At 60.7% G+C, this 16,048-nt stretch carries 15 protein-coding genes, 1 tRNA gene and 1 pseudogene; 11 read left to right on the plus strand and 6 right to left on the minus strand.

The features are described from left to right. The first annotated feature begins 196 nt into the window (after positions 1 to 196). Together Q7T45_RS22045 and Q7T45_RS22050 are read left to right on the plus strand one after the other, a co-directional pair. The gene (locus tag Q7T45_RS22045; protein ID WP_304873569.1) at positions 197 to 1,069 is read left to right on the plus strand and encodes a nucleotidyltransferase family protein; all 873 of its coding nucleotides are present in this window, start codon (positions 197 to 199) and stop codon (positions 1,067 to 1,069) included. A gap of 87 nt (positions 1,070 to 1,156) precedes the next feature. Then, on the plus strand, positions 1,157 to 1,483 hold the full coding sequence (locus Q7T45_RS22050; protein ID WP_304873570.1) for a PqqD family protein: 327 nt from the start codon (positions 1,157 to 1,159) through the stop codon (positions 1,481 to 1,483). A gap of 12 nt (positions 1,484 to 1,495) precedes the next feature. Here Q7T45_RS22050 and Q7T45_RS22055 read toward each other — a convergent pair whose 3' ends face one another. Beyond that, positions 1,496 to 3,292, minus strand: coding sequence for a glycosyltransferase (locus Q7T45_RS22055; RefSeq protein WP_304873571.1), 1,797 nt, complete (start codon positions 3,290 to 3,292; stop codon positions 1,496 to 1,498). Here Q7T45_RS22055 and Q7T45_RS22060 point away from each other — a divergent pair. The 7 genes and pseudogenes from Q7T45_RS22060 (at position 3,282) to Q7T45_RS22090 (ending at position 10,103) form a co-directional block, all read left to right on the plus strand. Continuing rightward, positions 3,282 to 3,674 (plus strand): hypothetical protein, encoded by a 393-nt coding sequence (locus tag Q7T45_RS22060; protein ID WP_304873573.1) that lies wholly within the window; start codon positions 3,282 to 3,284, stop codon positions 3,672 to 3,674. The two genes, Q7T45_RS22055 and Q7T45_RS22060, sit on opposite strands and share 11 nt — an antisense overlap. A gap of 84 nt (positions 3,675 to 3,758) precedes the next feature. After that, positions 3,759 to 4,031, plus strand: coding sequence for a hypothetical protein (locus tag Q7T45_RS22065; protein WP_370691337.1), 273 nt, complete (start codon positions 3,759 to 3,761; stop codon positions 4,029 to 4,031). 105 nt (positions 4,032 to 4,136) lie between these two features. Continuing rightward, positions 4,137 to 4,307 (plus strand): annotated as a pseudogene (locus Q7T45_RS22070) (IS110 family transposase); the annotation flags it as partial. 783 nt (positions 4,308 to 5,090) lie between these two features. Beyond that, positions 5,091 to 6,122: an IS110 family transposase gene (locus Q7T45_RS22075; protein ID WP_304873574.1), complete on the plus strand. Its 1,032-nt coding sequence runs from the start codon at positions 5,091 to 5,093 to the stop codon at positions 6,120 to 6,122. A 309-nt stretch (positions 6,123 to 6,431) separates the two neighbouring features. Then, on the plus strand, positions 6,432 to 7,949 hold the full coding sequence (locus Q7T45_RS22080) for a recombinase family protein (protein WP_304873575.1): 1,518 nt from the start codon (positions 6,432 to 6,434) through the stop codon (positions 7,947 to 7,949). Beyond that, positions 7,888 to 8,124 (plus strand): hypothetical protein, encoded by a 237-nt coding sequence (locus tag Q7T45_RS22085; protein ID WP_304873576.1) that lies wholly within the window; start codon positions 7,888 to 7,890, stop codon positions 8,122 to 8,124. The genes Q7T45_RS22080 and Q7T45_RS22085 overlap by 62 nt, the downstream gene beginning before the upstream one ends. 107 nt (positions 8,125 to 8,231) lie before the next feature. Further along, positions 8,232 to 10,103, plus strand: a complete 1,872-nt coding sequence (locus tag Q7T45_RS22090) for a DUF6538 domain-containing protein (RefSeq protein ID WP_304873577.1) — start codon at positions 8,232 to 8,234, stop codon at positions 10,101 to 10,103. Here Q7T45_RS22090 and Q7T45_RS22095 read toward each other — a convergent pair. From Q7T45_RS22095 to Q7T45_RS22105, 3 genes are all read right to left on the minus strand, one after another. Further along, the gene (locus Q7T45_RS22095; RefSeq protein WP_304873579.1) at positions 10,069 to 10,398 is read right to left on the minus strand and encodes an ATP-binding protein; all 330 of its coding nucleotides are present in this window, start codon (positions 10,396 to 10,398) and stop codon (positions 10,069 to 10,071) included. The genes Q7T45_RS22090 and Q7T45_RS22095 overlap by 35 nt on opposite strands. Then, on the minus strand, positions 10,398 to 10,838 hold the full coding sequence (locus Q7T45_RS22100; RefSeq protein WP_304873580.1) for a very short patch repair endonuclease: 441 nt from the start codon (positions 10,836 to 10,838) through the stop codon (positions 10,398 to 10,400). The genes Q7T45_RS22095 and Q7T45_RS22100 overlap by 1 nt, the downstream gene beginning before the upstream one ends. Before the next feature lie 299 nt (positions 10,839 to 11,137). Beyond that, positions 11,138 to 11,211, minus strand: a tRNA-Gln gene (locus tag Q7T45_RS22105). 195 nt (positions 11,212 to 11,406) lie between these two features. On the opposite strand from Q7T45_RS22105, the gene Q7T45_RS22110 reads away from it, so the two are divergent. Next, complete coding sequence (locus tag Q7T45_RS22110; RefSeq protein ID WP_304873582.1) at positions 11,407 to 12,144, plus strand: spermidine synthase; 738 nt, start codon at positions 11,407 to 11,409, stop codon at positions 12,142 to 12,144. On the opposite strand, the gene Q7T45_RS22115 is transcribed toward Q7T45_RS22110, so the two are convergent. Further along, positions 12,124 to 12,816, minus strand: a complete 693-nt coding sequence (locus tag Q7T45_RS22115) for a TetR/AcrR family transcriptional regulator (protein WP_304873584.1) — start codon at positions 12,814 to 12,816, stop codon at positions 12,124 to 12,126. The genes Q7T45_RS22110 and Q7T45_RS22115 overlap by 21 nt on opposite strands. A gap of 138 nt (positions 12,817 to 12,954) precedes the next feature. On the opposite strand from Q7T45_RS22115, the gene Q7T45_RS22120 reads away from it, so the two are divergent. Then, entirely contained in the window at positions 12,955 to 15,243 is a 2,289-nt protein-coding gene (locus tag Q7T45_RS22120; protein ID WP_304873586.1) for an arylsulfatase, read from the plus strand. Positions 15,244 to 15,261: 18 nt separating this feature from the next. Here Q7T45_RS22120 and Q7T45_RS22125 read toward each other — a convergent pair whose 3' ends face one another. Further along, positions 15,262 to 15,786, minus strand: a complete 525-nt coding sequence (locus Q7T45_RS22125) for an invasion associated locus B family protein (RefSeq protein ID WP_304873608.1) — start codon at positions 15,784 to 15,786, stop codon at positions 15,262 to 15,264. Between the last annotated feature and the right edge of the window lie 262 nt (positions 15,787 to 16,048).

Below are 16,048 nucleotides of genomic sequence, written 5' to 3' on the forward strand. Positions count from 1 at the left end.
ACCGCTGCGATCCTGAATAGTCGTGCATCGCAGTCGGTTAGGCCTTCTGCCAAAGAGATGCTACGGATCAAGTCTGGCTTACGGTTCGGGGTTTGCATTGTCCTGTCTCGTCGATTGGGTTGTTCACTGTGCTGATCCGTTTGGGTCACCCGCCCGGCAGCCGCGCCGACGCTTGCTCCCGGAACGTGTCGATGAGTTGATCGAACAAGCAGATGCCCATGGCGTTCTGGGGGCGCTGCTGCAAAACTTTCCATTATTTGCGACTGACGCTGCCTTCGCGCCTGGCCGCAATGCGGCGCAGCATCGACACCGAGCAAATGCGGCTTTCTCCTTGATGCTTACCCGTGAGGCCGACGTCTTGATGGCGTGCGTCCGAGATCTGGCTGCGGCGATCGTCAAGGGTCCGGTGTTTGCCCGGACGATCTATCCAAAAGCCTCACTCCGTTGCTTTACGGATATTGACATCCTGATCGCGCCAGAAGCGCTCCCGCGCATGGATGAAGCGCTTGCCGATCGGGGATTTCGGATGGCAGAGAGCAATCCTGCTTCCGGCCCGCGGGAATGGAAATGGCTGCACCGCGACAACGACAGGGTAATGGTGGAGGTGCAAACGGATCTGATCCACGCCGACAGTTTGCACAACGTAATGTCGTTGCCCTTCAGCGTCATCGCCGATGGTCCGGACGGACCGGCGGCCTCGCTATTGGTTGCGCTCGTGCATGGCGGCGGACATCAGTATGAGCGGTTACAGCATGTGGTTGACATTTGTCAGGCGGCGCGCGCCCTGCAGGGAGACGCCGAGGAGCGACGCTTCGAAGATCTGGTACAGGCTGCAAATGCCCGGTTTGTCGCTGTCGCAGGCCTTGCGCTCGCGCATCGTATTTTCCGCGAGCCGCGTTGTCGGGAGATCGCCCGTGCGCTTGGGCCGGTGCCTCACCAACGCCTAGCCGGCCTATTGCTTGACCAAACCGTCGTTATGTCAACTATGGATGCTCGGCGAGCGAGCCACGGTTGGCGCCGACAGGCATTTCGATGGCTGATCAAGCAGGGCGCCGCACTTGCGGCTTGACTGAATTGAGGTGCGGCATCTACCGTCCAGTGCGATTTGCCAAGTTGTTTTGTCATTCAAGTGTTTGTTTCAGCGGCGAGTGTTGCCATGCCTCGTTCCGACCAGACCCCGATCCAGCGCCGTGGATTCCAGTTGGAAAAGCTGGACGGAGAAACATTGCTTTACCGCCACTCGGTCAAGAAGCTGATCTATCTCAACCAGAGTGCCGATGCCGTTTGGGGTCTGTGTGACGGACAACGGACCGTGCAAGAAATCATAGAGATTCTTGTCGGCGCCTATCCGGAGGCCGCCGACATTGTTGCGGCCGACGTCCACGAGGCGCTCGACAATCTGGTTCGAGAGGGCGCATTGCGGATGACAGACCATCCGGGTCAGACGCAATCGGGGCAGAACGGCAGTTCCGCCAAGGCCTGACCTTGCCAGCGCTCAGGCCTCATCGGGTTCCTGCTTCAGGCGCTCGATGATCTGGCTGGCATTGGCCTGCCCCAACAAATCGCAAAAATGCGCTTCCATCTCGACTGTTGGCAAACCAAGTTCGCGGAATCCGACCAAGTAGTTCCAGATTCGATCTTCCCAGACGTTTCGGTAAGGCACGCCCATGGGGCGGTGGAAGCGGTGGATCCAGCGCAGGAATGGCAGGCAGAGTGTACGACCGCCGGCCTGCCGGAATTTCTCATGGATGTAACCCTCTTCGCCGCCAAAGCCGCGAAAAGCACCGTTGAAGCCAGGCCATGCGGCCCGGCGGCAGGCAAACAACCCCATGCCTTGCATCGGGATGTCGAATGGCGCTGCGTTCGGATCGGCAGCCAGACCGTTATTGTCCCAAACGCCGTACATTCCGCCGCGCCACTCCGGTCGGAAATGCGTCGCGAGGCTCTTGAGGTCGTCATACAGCAGCGGCCCCTGCAGCAGGTCTGACGTGGCCGCGTTGTCGGCGAAATAGCCAAGCAGCTTCTTAAGTGCTCCCGGCAGCACGAAGACATGACAATCCATGCATAACACCAACTCACCCGAAGCCTCGTCGAAGACCCGGCCTTTCACTGCAGTTCCGGAGCGTGTCGCTTCCGGGATGTAGCGATAGTTGGGGATTTGAAGTTCGAGGGCCTTCAGCGGTCCAGCGCACGCGCCATCCGGATGATTGTCGACAACAATGAACTCCGCTTCGGCGACAATCTCCGGATGGTACATCCTGATTGCCTGCAGCGAAAAATAGACACCGTCATAGTCGTCATAGGTCGCCATGCCGATAGTCAGTTTCGCCGAACCGCGACGCGGCGTGGGCGCGGGAATCGGATGGCGGACCGCCGGTGCGGTGGTGGTTTGCGCCGGTGCGATCGTTGATGGCACGGATACGCCGGCGAAGGCCGTCATGAACCGTCGGCCGCTATCTCCAGAGATACCGGCATCGAGCATCAAGCTGGCAAGCGTGTCGACAACACCGTCAAGTTGTTCGAACGCTCCGTAGCGGAGTTCGATGGCAGGCACCCTGCGGGCAAGCTCGCTGATGGCGGCGAACCCTCCGTCCGCGAGGTTGCGCGCGTTGACATTGCAGCCCATCAACCGAAAGCAGGCCTTGGCGGCGGTCAGCGGTTCAATTGTCAGCCCGGCATCCGTGATGAATGCCGGAAAGATAATCAACCCGCATAGCAGATCGGCGTCGGCTGGCGCATCCGGCCGCAGAACGAAGTTTTGGCCGACGCGAAGGCTCGGCGAGTCCGCGAATCGCGGCAGCCTGGAGATGATAATGTCTGCATCAGGCTTGAGCATGAGTGCGCGTGGAAGGCCGACGAGTGCACCGTGAGCGGTCAGAATGACAAGCTCGTCGGTTAGATAGCTAAAGCCCTTGTCGACAAGCCAGGCCGTTAGCGACGATTTGCCAGCGCCGGACAGGCCAGGAATCAGTATCGAGCGCCCGTTCCATCCGACCGCTCCAGCATGTAATGCGGTACCGGTCCTGATATGAGCCGCGAGCCTGCTGGCGACTATTTCAGACAATTGGATAAGCGCATCGGGGCGACTGAGACCGCTCATCGGCGGGAGCAGCGTACCATTTTCTTGGAGGGTGTAGCGGTCGCTCGCCTCAGCGATGACGGTCAGGATCGTGCAGGGAGGAATTGTTGACGGAACGCACGACCCGAACAGCAACCGAACATCCTGTTCCCAGTCCGTTGGCAGCCGCAGCTCGACCGATTTATCCTTGAGCGAAACAATAATGATCTTCATGTTTCGTCGTGGTGCTACAACAGCAAGCTGCCGGCCCTCTCATTCACGAACCGGCGCCGTTCAATCGTCAACGACGTCAACCAGCAGACTTTATCTGGGCGCGGGCGTTGTGGTCGTTGTGGTCGTTGTGGTCGGTGCGGCCGTTGTGGTCGGCGCAGCCGTTGTGGTGGGCGCAGCCGTTGTGGTCGGTGCGGCCGTTGTGGCCGTTGGTCCGGAAAGCGCAGCGTGCGCCGGTGCGACAATCGACTCCACGACAGGTTTTGTCCACCGGGACGGCAATGCCATCACCGTGACGACGCCACCGACGACGATCGCGATATTCTTCACGACTTCCCGGCGATTCAAATCACTGTTCACTGCGAACTCCAACAAAATCAACTAACCAAATCAGCCCACTAACAGGTCCTATTTTTCTATTTTATACAAGAGCTTGAAGCCTGGCGACCTCTATTATTTGCAGATATTGTTGCAACAGCGGCTCGATCCTGACGCCGAGCAGTCGTTTGCCTGGGCGGATGACTACAGTCCTACCGCCAGCGTGGCCGCGACCTTCCAGATCCTGCCGGGCACGTCCTTCGTTGCGAATGGCGCATCCGCCGCCCGCGACGCCGCGCTGACGACGGTGTCCGCCGAGGTGAAATGGCGCAACGGCTTCTCGCTCGCCGGTCCCTTCGAGGGTGAATTCTCGAACGTCAGGCGCAGCCATGCCGGCAAGGGCGTCGCAAGATGCCAGTGGTGAGTGCGGTGACTTCCGAATTTGATGCTGTGGACGGCTCCTCCACCGGCACATCGGTGCCATGGATGTGGGCGCTGTTAAGGCTCCCACGATTCAGAGGAGCGAGCCATGCAGACGGTAACGATAATCGGTTTAGACATTGCCAAGTCAGTTTTCCAGGTTCACGGCGTTGACGCTGGCGGCCAGGTGATTGTTCGCCGGCAATTGAAGCGTCGCTATGTCCTGACGTTTTTCCAGAAGCTGCCGCCATGTCTGGTCGGTATCGAAGCCTGCGGCTCACCGCCGCTCAGAATTGATCCATGTCATATCGTCGGTTGTCGCTTAGTCTTATGAGAGTTGGCGGGAAACTCACAAGCGACTTCGGTCCAAATGATGACGACGTACTCAGAGAAGCTTAATGGGTTGTGGCTGCGCTATGGGTAAATTGCAGCATTACATTGACATGGAAGCACGATATCGGAAGCAAGCCGATATTGAACCCGCCAATCGTGAAAAGCATTTAGCATCTGCTGAAGCGTGGCGACGGTTGTCGGATACGGCAATCTTATTTTCCGCGACGCAAAGCGAAACGAGGGAGGTGCTGGCTACGCTTGCCAAACCAAAGATCGATAATAACGTTTAATGGCACATCTCGGACATGGCGCAATCCGATGAACTAAAGTTTCTGCTAGCGAGAGCCTTTGACCGGGCTTGGGCTCGCTACTATCTACCGGGGCGACTAACGATTTCCCCTGACATCGCCCGGCCGGCGCTCGCGAACCACCTCGTAAGAATGGCGAGAGATGGTGTCACCGACGAGAGTAAACTGGCCGCGAGCGGCGTCTTGCACCTGGTTTCACTCACGCCCGAAGAGCCCGGCGATTTGATTGCCTGAGTTACGGGATGCTCGCGCTTCAGGCCCGGCCGGAATCCGCCACGCCGACGCTGAGCAACGACGAATGAAGTCTTGAAATACTGCGGTGCATGAGTCTCTTCATGATGCTGTGGACGGCTCCTCCACTGGCACGAGAGTGCCACGAATGTGGGCGCTGTTAGGGCTCCCACGATTCAGAGGAGCGGGCCATGCAGACGATAACGACAATCGGTTTAGATATCGCCAAGTCGGTTTTTCAGGTTCACGGCGTTGATGCCGCGGGCCAAGTGGTCATCCGCCGCCAGTTGAAGCGGCGGTCTGTGCTGGCGTTCTTTCAGAAGCTGCCATCATGCCTGGTTGGCATAGAGGCTTGCGCATCGTCTCACCATTGGTCGCGCGAACTTCAGGCGCTTGGGCATACTGTGCGGCTGATGCCGCCAGCCTACGTGACGCCCAAGGTAAAGCGTCAGAAGAACGACAGGGCTGACGCAGAGGCTATCGGCGAGGCGGTCGCCGGAGCCAACCTGCGGTTCGTGCCGACCAAGACACCTGAGCAGCAGAGCTGCTTGATGCTTCACCGCACCCGTCATCTCTTCATCCGCCAGCAGACCGCGGTAATCAATTCGATCCGGGCGCATCTTGCCGAATTTGGGATCGTTGCGCCGGTCGGTCGCAAAGGTGTGACCGAGCAGCTACATATTGTTGCCGACCCGAACGACAAGCGGGTGTCAGAGGTAGCCCGCGCGTGTCTTGCTGCGCTCGGCGGTCAGCTACTCAGCCTCAAGCAACGGATTGTGGAGTTCGATCGCATGATCCTGGCTTGGCATAGGTCTAACCAGACGAGTAAACGCCTCCATTACATTCCCGGGGTAGGCCCGATGCTGGCGACCGCTCTGGTCGCCAGTGTTGCTGACCCCAGTACCTTCCGGTCAGCGCGTAACTTCTCGGCCTGGATCGGGCTGGTTCCGAAGCAGTACTCAAGCGGAGGCAAGGAGCGGCTCGGCAGTATTAGCAAACAGGGTGATCGCTATTTACGCAGCCTGTTCGTGGCCGGAGCACTGGCTGTCATCCGCTATGCCAAGATCCATGGCACAGGGCATCGGCCCTGGCTCACAGCGCTGTTGGCGCGAAAGCCGACCAAGGTTGCGGCCATCGCGCTTGCCAGCAAGATTGCGCGAATGGCCTGGGCCATGATGGCCAGAGGCGAACGATACAGGGAACCCATCGTGCTTGCGCGGTGAACGAGATCGCGCCGGACAACCGGCGTGATGTGTAGGTTGGGAGGGCGAACAGCACGTAATGCAGAGCCGGTCGATCCGGCGATCAGGACAACCCACTTGTGCCATCGCATTACTATCGAATGCGTCTTGTTGACCGGGACCTGATCCGCGGAGGGCATTATGGCCAGCGGTCATGTGAACCGCATCTAAAGGCCGAACACATGGCTGCACCGACCAATGCTGCAAAACGTGAAAAAAGCACTTGCCAACACGGAGCCGTCCACACATGGCACTTAGCGTCATTTCGCTGCATTGCGAAATTTGGTCGCTATGAATGGCAAAGCGGACTCCGCCGGGCTCGATCCGAGCCGGCGGGTAGGACGAGGATCCGGCATCCGCCGCTTGCAATTCGCCCATGTCCAGTTTACACTAAACAACATGGTCAAGGCCTCGAAGTCCACACCCGCCTCCGATCCTGTCCGCAAGCAGGCGGTGATCTACGCCCGCGTTTCCTCCAAGGAGCAGGAGAAGGAGGGCTTCTCGATCCCGGCGCAATTGAAGCTGCTGAAAGAATATGCTTCAGCAAACGGTTTCGCGGTGGCCGAGGAATACATCGACGTCGAAACCGCCAAACAGACCGGCCGCACCGCCTTCGGCGAGATGGTGGCGTACCTGAAAGCCCATCCGTCTATCCGCGCGATGCTGGTCGAGAAGACTGACCGTCTCTATCGCAACCTCAAGGATTGGGTGACGATCGATGAACTGAACGTGGAGATGCACTTCCCGAAGGAAGGTGTGGTGCTGTCGCGCGAGTCGCGTTCGTCGGAAAAGTTTATGCACGGCATCAAGGTGCTGATGGCGAAAAACTACATCGACAACCTGTCGGAGGAAGCCCGCAAGGGCATGCAGGAGAAAGCCGAGCAGGGCATCTGGCCGACCAAGGCGCCGCTCGGCTATCGCAACATCACCGGCCTGGATGGCAAAAAGATCATTGTCACCGATCCGGCGATTGCGCCGCTAATTGCGAAGCTGTTCGATTGGTATGGACGCGGCGACATTTCGCTGAAAGAAGCGGCGCGAAAGGCACATGCGGCGGGCCTGCTGTACCCTAAGAGTGGCGCGAAGGTGCCCGTGAGCACGGTTCACACCATCCTGCACAACCGACTCTATACCGGCTGGTTCGAATGGAACGGCAAGCTCATCCAGGGCAAGCACGAGGCGCTGGTGCCAGTTGAGCTATGGGAGCGCGTGCAGGGCGTGCTCGATGGCCGCTCCGCCAAGAGGGCCAAACGCGGCAAGCACGACTTTGCCTTTTCCGGTTTGATAGGCTGCCATGCTTGCGGTTGCGCCGTGGTCGGCGAGGTAAAGAAGGAACGCTACGTTTATTACCATTGCACTGGCTACGCCGATAAGTGCCAGGGCAACCCGGCCTCCTGCCGTCGCAAGTACGTGCGGGAGGAAGCGCTCGAAGCGCAGTTCGCGGAATTGCTCGGGCTACTGAAGTTCGACGACGAGGTGCTTGAATGGGTGCGGGAGGCCCTCCACGCCAGCCATGCCGACGAGCGCCGAGAGCACGAAGAAGCAATCAGGCGCCATCAGGCGCCATCAGGCCGAATACAAGCGACTGACCGATCGCATTCACGCCATGTATGTCGACAAGCTCGATGGACTGGTCGAGACGGCCTTTTTCGAGAAAATGTCGAACCAGTGGCGCGAGGAACAGACTCGCTGCCAGCGCGAGATCGACCGGCACCAGAAAGCCGACGAATCCTATCTGGAAGAGGGCGTGCAGCTTCTCGAACTGGCCCGCAATGCCCAGCGGCTGTTCGCAAAGCAGGAGCCGCGTGAAAAACGCCGCCTTCTCAACTTTCTGCTATCGAACTGCACCTGGGAGGATGGCGAGGTGGTCGCCACCTTTCGCCAACCATTTGACATGCTTGCGGAAACCGCAAATACCGGCGGCCTTGTTGGTGCGGGCAATGGAGCCGCATCGTCGAAAAGTGAGATTTGGCTGGGGAACTAGGAGCTCTCCGCAGTCGGCACAATATCTGATGTATTCCAGATGCTTACGCGCCTTTTCGTCCCTGGTTCCGCGCGGTGGTCCACAGATATGGTCCACAGGAGTGACCGTTGAGACTCGGCCACCATCTCCGCCAGCGCGGCTATACATGGTTTTTTCGCTACCGCTGGCCGGTCCGGCTTGCGGGCCGCGGGGGTTCGGGTGAGCTTATCAGGTCACTTCGGACCACCGACCGGCGGATCGCCCTTTGGCGGGCCCGTATCTTGGCCGTCAAAATAGAAACCCTGTTGATGCAGCAGCCACTCCCGTCGAGAAGCCAGGTCGAGAGCAGCGTCAGAGCTTGGATCGATGATCGCGTTTGGGCACACGAAATACGCCGCGCCGAGACCAATGGCTTCGATTTTCTTGAGCCGGATGAGATCGAAACTCTGAACGAGGTCGATAAGGATGCGGCGCGCGAACTGGAGGGTTTACTCAGGTTCGCCGATCTCCGTTTCGCGGGACAGCAGAAAGGCGAAATCGCATCGGTATTGCGCGGAGAGCGCGACGGAGCGCGATTTGAGCCGATCATCCAGGCGGCATCGAAATCGATGGAAAAGTCGGTTGATCGCTCAACCGTCGAGGGAAAGGTCTGGGCGCGAACGATCCTGCGCGGCTTCGCCACATTCCTCGACGAAATACGAGAAACCGTCGCAGCAATTCCGAAGTACGTCGCTCCGAACGACGAGCCCGTGTACCCGAGCTTCAAATTTCTGATGCATTGGGATGCCTTCGAAGCCCACAAAGTGGCTAATCTCGCTTGGAAAACGGACACGGCGGCCAACGCGCGGGGCTCTCACAACGTCTTTAACCGCTTGTTCCCGGACGCCACGATCCGCCTGATTTGCGTCACGGCGCTCGCCTCGGACTTAAAGACTACGCTCCTTTCGATGCCCAAGGACTATTCGCGCGGCGGCTGGGCCGTCATGTCGATTCCCGAGATGATCGCGAAAGCGAAGCGGCTGGCCACTGCGAGTCCGAAGCATCCGAAGAAGCTGATTCCGACGATGGCTATCGGAACGGTCAATAAGCACTTCGCGAACCTCGGCGAATACTGGGATTATCTCGTCGAAAAGAAGCTCGTTGCGGCAGAAATCACCAATCCATTCGAGGGTTTCCACACTGCGAAGAAAAAAGGCCGTGGTGCGCGCAACGAGCGAAACAATTGGCCTTTGGCGCTGGAGAACAAGTTTTTCTCAGCCCCTTGGGCATGCGGCTGCAAGTCGATTTATCGGCGTGCAATTCCGGGCAACGAGATTCACCGCGACGGCATGTTCTGGGTGACGCTCTGGGGACGGCTGACCGGTGTTCGGGAGAATGAAATCGCCGATGCTCTCGTTGGAGCCATCAAATTTGAAGAGACCGACGGCGCCCGAATTCCCTACCTCGAAATCATCGACGGCAAGGATTCCGGCTCTGAGCGCAACGTCCCTATCCCGGATTTTCTTCTCGAAGCGGGATTTCTTGAGTATAGGGTTCTGGGTCGAAATCCCGACGAACCGCTGTTCCCGGAATTGATCGAGCAAGGTCCAGGGTCCCGTAGATCGGCGGCCTTCAGTGGGAAATTCACTACCCTGCGTATGAATTCTGGGTGTTATCTTCCCAAGGTTGATTACCATTCGTTCAGAGGAAACGTCGAGACCACGCTCAAGAACACCGCCGGCATTAACGAAAACTGGATCGACGAATTGATCGGCCATGAATCGCCCATCCGGCGGAGCGAAGGTTCGCGCTACACGAAAGCCATCCTGCTCCCGATCCTTCAGCGCTGTGTCAACACGATCCGCATCAACGCCGACCTCAGCCATCTCAGATACGCCGGCCCCCGCGACGAGCCCGCGCCGGGGCGCGACCGTGAGATCGCGCGCTATGTCGCGCTCGCAGAGCGGGAGATGAGGAAAAAGGCTTCTAGGAAGAAGACGCCCCCGCCGGCAAAGAAGTGATAGCCGGCGACGGAGGCCGCTGGACTCTTTCCGGTCTGTGCTGAATTTTCACAGCATGACGCGTGGACATGCCGCGACCATTATCGGCAACGATGACGCTGCTCGCCCCAAAGAAGATGTGGACCTTGGTGGCGCCCGCATCGAACGAATTCTTGACCAATTCGAAGATCGCGACCTCGTCATCCGTGATGAGTTCGCTGCCAAGCACGCGCTTAAGACCGGTGCTCACGTCGAACGTGAGTGTTTCCTTGGCAGAAGCTTTTTTTGGCCTGGCGGTGGACGTGTCGCTCGCCATTAAGACGATCTTTCCTTTTTCACCTTGGGTTGGGCGGGCCCCAAGTAGCTGATTATCCTCCGCAAGAGGCGGTCTTCGCGCTTGATCTGGCACTTCCAGACCGTCAGCGTGCTCCAACCCAGTCGGCGCAACGCGCGCTTGTTGAGTTTGTCACGCTCTATGTTCCTTTGGAACTTGGCCTGCCAAAATTCAGTACGGCTTTTTGGTATATTCGCAACTTTGCAGCCTTGATGCGCATGCCAGAAACAGCCGTGTACGAACAATGCCTTCTTCCTGGAGGGAAAAACTAGGTCGGGCTTGCCAGGCAAGTCGCTGCGGTGGAGTTGGTACCTATAGCCGAGGCCAAATAATATTCGCCGCACGGCCAGTTCCGGGCGGGTGTTCTTGCTCCGGATGCGTGACATGCGCTCGCTGCGCTGCGCCTTTGTCAAAGTATCCATGTCGTCACCAGTTAATTCAACTCCTAGTTACAGGTTATACGCCGGTCACGTGCGGGGGCGGACTCAATCCGATCCGGACTTGGCCCTGTGGAGGCGCCCGGGGCTCGCCTGACGGGGGTGAATGCGCGGCGAGGGAGGTGACGCTTCGCGGCCAGTTTGTCGAAACTGGAGCGTCCTAGTGTCGTACCCTGAATCGTGCGCTTGCGTGGTCCACAAGTGTGGTCCACATTGCGATGATTGGACCGCCGCAGCAGGTGAAAAGACGAACTAGATCAAGGCATTGATACGGATTAACGGTCTGGCTGGGGAACTAGGATTCGAACCTAGACAAACAGAGTCAGAGTCTGTTGTGCTACCGTTACACCATTCCCCAATAACTTCAGATACTTAGCGCGAAGTCCTGCAGTTCCGGCGACGGATCAGGGCGAACCGTCCGAAGCGTGCGTCCTTCTACCCGCTAGGTCCCGGCCTTGGCAAGCGCGCGGCGATGCGCTTGTTGCGGGGGGGCGGCCGGGCTCATCCGGCCATTTTCAGGCGCGGCCCGCGCCGCAGTCAGGTCGGTCAGCCCATGAGCGTCAATTTCGAAGAGCTGGATTTCCGCCCGACGCCGATGGGGGTGCTCAGCCTGCGCCGCCGCCGGCTGCCCGGCACGGAAACTGACATCTACGAAATCAAGCTCGGCGACGAGTATTTGATGTCGAGCCGGTTCACCGTCGCCGAGATCGAACTGGCGCGGCTCGGCCTGGCGGCGCTGCCGCGCGGAAATCTCGACGTCGTCGTCGGCGGCCTCGGGCTCGGCTACGCCGCGCAAGCCGTGCTGGAAAACCCGGCGGTGCGATCGCTGCTCGTGGTCGACGCGTTGGCCGAGGTGATCGAATGGCACGAACAGGGGCTGCTGCCGCTCGGCAGGCAGTTGACCAGCGATCCGCGCTGCCGCCTGGTCAATGGCGACTTCTTTGCGATGTCGGGGTCGGCCGAGGGCTTCGACCCCGAGAGGCCGCGCCGCCGCTTCGACGCGGTGCTGGTGGACATCGATCACTCGCCGCGAAACCTGCTGCATCCGCGGCACGCGGCGCTATATGAGCGCGAGGGGCTTGCTAGCCTGGCCAACCATCTCAATCCGGGCGGCGTGTTCGCGCTGTGGTCGAACGACCCTCCGGATGCGGCGTTCAGCGCGGCGCTCGCGGACGTCTTTGCAACGTCGGACGCGCATGTCGTGAGTTTTGACAATTCGTTCGGAGACCACGACGCCAGCAACACCGTCTATATCGGCATCAAGGCGGGTCTACTTCGTGCGGCCCCGTGAGCCGCGTGCCTTACGCGGCGGCGCCTTCATCTCGGCCTCGAGCAGCAGCAGCAGGCAGCCGCTGAGGCGCGCCTCCATCTCGTCGTCGTGAATGGATAGCGGTCCGGGATTGTTGAGGATGGCGTTGACCAGCGTTCCCAGCACCACCTGAAAACCAAAGGCGATCGCCCGCGTCTTGGCGGCCTCGCGTCCTTTGCCCATGATGCGGAGCAGGGGCGGTGTGGCATGTCCAGTGGCCGCGCGCGCCAGGCCCTTGAACGGGGTCCACCGGCTCGGCCGTGTATCGTCGTGCTGGAGGGCTGCGCGCAACACGCCTTCATGGTTTCTCATCCAGCCGATCAGCCCGTGGATCAAGAGGCGGCAAAGCCCGGCCAGCGAGCCGCCGGCCGTCGGTTCGTTCTCGATCAGCCGCGACAGCCCGCGCGCGCCGTCGCGCGCGGCGAGTTCGATCAGGGCATTGAAATAGGCTTCCTTGCTCTCGAACCGGCTGTAGAAGGCGCCGACGGTGGCGCCGACTTTCGTGCACAGCGCCTCGATCGACAGTTCGGCCAGGCTGCGCGTGCGCAGCATCTCCGCGCCCGTCTCGAGCAGCGCCGCCGTCGTCTCGCGGCTGCGCTTCTGCCGTGACGGCGTGACGCCGGGAAGGTCGAAATCTGCCGATTCAGGCTGCATCGGATATTGCATCTCCGTCCGGATTATCCATAATGATAATTCGGATTATGGTTTTTGGCAATCTTCGGATGGCCAGCGGCGGTGGCCGCAAGGGGCGAACGGCGGATCAACCGCCGTCGCGGCGACAGGGAGAGACGCATGAGCGCAGGCAGCGACAAGTCCTTTGGCGGCACCATCGGCAAGACCATCGCGGGCTCGAAACCCTGGTGGCCGGCAGCACCAAAACCGCCGGCCGGCGCACCCAACATCCTGGTGGTGCTGTTCGACGACGTCGGCTTTTCCGATTTCGGCTGCTACGGCTCGCCGATCAGGACGCCGACCATCGACAACCTCGCGGCCGAAGGCCTGCGTTACTCCGGCTTCCACACCACCGCGATGTGCTCGACCACGCGCGCAGCCCTGCTGACCGGACGCAACCACCATTCCGTCGGCGTCGGCTGCCTCGCCAATTTCGACTCCGGCTACCCTGGCTATCGCGGCAAGATCGCGCGTGAGGCGGGGACGCTGGCGGAAATGCTGAGGACGCACGCCTATCGCAACTACATGGTGGGCAAATGGCATGTCACGCCGCTGACCGAAAGCGGCGCCACCGGGCCGTTCGACGGCTGGCCGCTGGGCCGCGGCTTCGACCGCTTCTACGGCTTCCTCGACGCCGAGACCGATCAGTTCGCGCCGGAGCTGGTCTCCGACAACACCCACATCGATCCGCCCGGCAGCTACGCCGACGGCTATCACCTGACCTCGGATCTGGTCGACCAGTCGATCCGCTTCATCGCCGATCATATCGCCGACCGGCCCGATCTGCCGTGGCTGACCTGGGTCGCGCTCGGCGCCTGTCACGCGCCGCATCAGGCGCCCATCGATATCATAAAGGGCTATGACGCGACCTTCGCGCACGGCTGGGACACCGAGCGCGAGCAGCGCATGGCGCGGCAGATGGCGATGGGGATCGTGCCGCAGGGAACGCGAATGCCGGCGCGCAATGACGGCGTGAAGGCGTGGGATGATCACAGCGTGGACGAGCGACGCCTGTTCACGCGGCTGCAATCGGCATTTGCCGGCATGCTCGATCATGCCGACCGGCATCTGGCGCGACTGATCGGGTTTCTCGACACCGCCGGAATTCGCGACAACACGCTGATCGTCGTACTGTCCGACAATGGCGCGAGCCAGGAGGGCGGGCCGTTCGGTTTTGTCAACGCGATGGGACCGTACAATTTCCGTCCCGAGCCGATCGCCGAGAAAGTGCGGCGGATCGACGACATCGGCGGCCCGGATTCGCACAACAATTTTCCGCACGGCTGGGCGATGGCGTCCAACACGCCGCTGCGCCGCTACAAGCAGAACACCCATGGCGGCGGCATCCGCGACCCCTTCATCATGTCATGGCCCGGGCGCATCGCGGCCAGGGGCGAGCTGCGTCATCAGTTCGTGCACGCCAGCGATCTGGTGCCGACCTTGCTCGACCTGGTCGGGATCGCTGCGCCGCCGGTCATCGGCGGAGTTGCGCAAATGCCGATCGAGGGTGAAAGTTTTGCGCGCTCGATTGCAGACGCATCGGCGCCGTCGAAATCATCATCGCAATATTTCGAGATGTTCGGGCATCGCGGCCTCTGGCACGGCGGCTGGAAGGCGGTCTCCTTTCATCCGCCGGGCACGCCGTTCGAGAACGACAAATGGGAGCTGTTTCACCTCGATGGCGATTTTTCCGAGGTGGAGGACCTCGCGGCGAAGCAGCCGGAGCGGCTGGCTGAGATGATCAAGCTGTGGTGGAGCGAGGCGGAGAAGCACAATGTGCTGCCGCTTGACGACCGCTTCGCCGCGCGCTTTGCCGAGAACGCCGCGCGCTTCCAGGGGGCGCGCAACAATTTCGTGTTTCACGCCGGCATGGGGCACGTGCCGACCGACGTCGCCCCCGACGTGCGCAGCCGCAGCTACACCATCGAGGCGCATGTCGAGATCGGCGCCGCCGGCACCGAGGGCGTGCTGATCGCGCATGGCGACGCCACCTCCGGCTACAGCCTCTACATCAAGGACGGCTTTCTGGTTCATGACCTCAATATCGGGGGAGGGCACGAGATCGTCCGTTCGAACCGCCAGGTGCCATCGGGCGCGCACCGGCTCGGCGTTCATGTCGAGCGCCTGGTGCGGGAAGCTCCGCCGGCCAAGGGTTCGCGTACCGGGGTCAGCGCCTATACGCTGTTGATCGATGGCGAGCCCGTGGGCTCGCTGCAGACGCAGCAGGGATTCCATAACTTCATCTCGTGGTCCGGCCTCGACATCGGCCGCGACCGTTCCAGCCCGGTGTCGCATTACGAGGCGCCGTTCGAATTCAGCGGCCAGCTGCTGCGGGTGACGGTCGCCATGCACAACGACCAGAAGCTCGACGGCGATGGCATCGGCGCCGCCGAAATGGCGCGGCAGTGAAGCGGGCGTCAGACGCCGCTACTTGATCCTGTCGTAAGCCGCGGCGAAATCGGTCAGCGGGATCGGGATGGTGATGTTTTCCTTGCCGAGGTTCTGGAACGAGACCTTCAGCTGCTTGCCCGATCTGAGCGCGGCCAGCAGGTCGGGCGCGATCGCGGAGCCGGCGTAGCAGCCCCGGTTCTCGCAGGTCTGGATCTGCAGGTCGGTCGCCTTGCCGTCATCGACCTGAAGTTTCGCGCCGCCCGGCAAATGAAGCCCGAGCGGCAGTTGCACCAGCGCGACCGGCGCCTTGGTGTCGGCGGGCACGCGGATGTTGACGAGGACGATCAATTGCCCGGTCTTGCTGAGGACCGCGGTCTGCTCCATCGCACATTCGAGCGGCGCGGTGCGGCTGGCGCTGGTGCATCGCGCGTTCCAGCCCGGCTGTGCAGCAGGGGCAGGCTCCGCCTGGGGCGCCGTCGGTGTCGCCGCTGGTGCTGGCGGTGCAGCCTTTGACTTTTGGGCCTGCTGCGCGTGGCCGATCTCGATCGATCCGAGAGCCATGATGGCGATGCAGATTGCAGTCTTAATGAAAATTTTCACTGAACCGGCTCCAGGAGGAATACCCATCCGATGTGCCCTCGGACGCCCAAAGTCAAGTCACTCGGCGGCCTTCCCGGCCGGTAGCGCGACCCCGGCAATGGAGCGCTCGGGGCCCATCGTTCTGTTCGCGGTCAATCTGCAACACAGCTCATGCGGTTCCTGGTCGTCCCGAGACGTTGTCACCGCGTGGCAGATCGTTCATATGCACCATCGTCGTGACTTC

Source organism: Bradyrhizobium sp. (assembly GCF_030646015.1).
Taxonomy (GTDB): domain Bacteria; phylum Pseudomonadota; class Alphaproteobacteria; order Rhizobiales; family Xanthobacteraceae; genus Bradyrhizobium.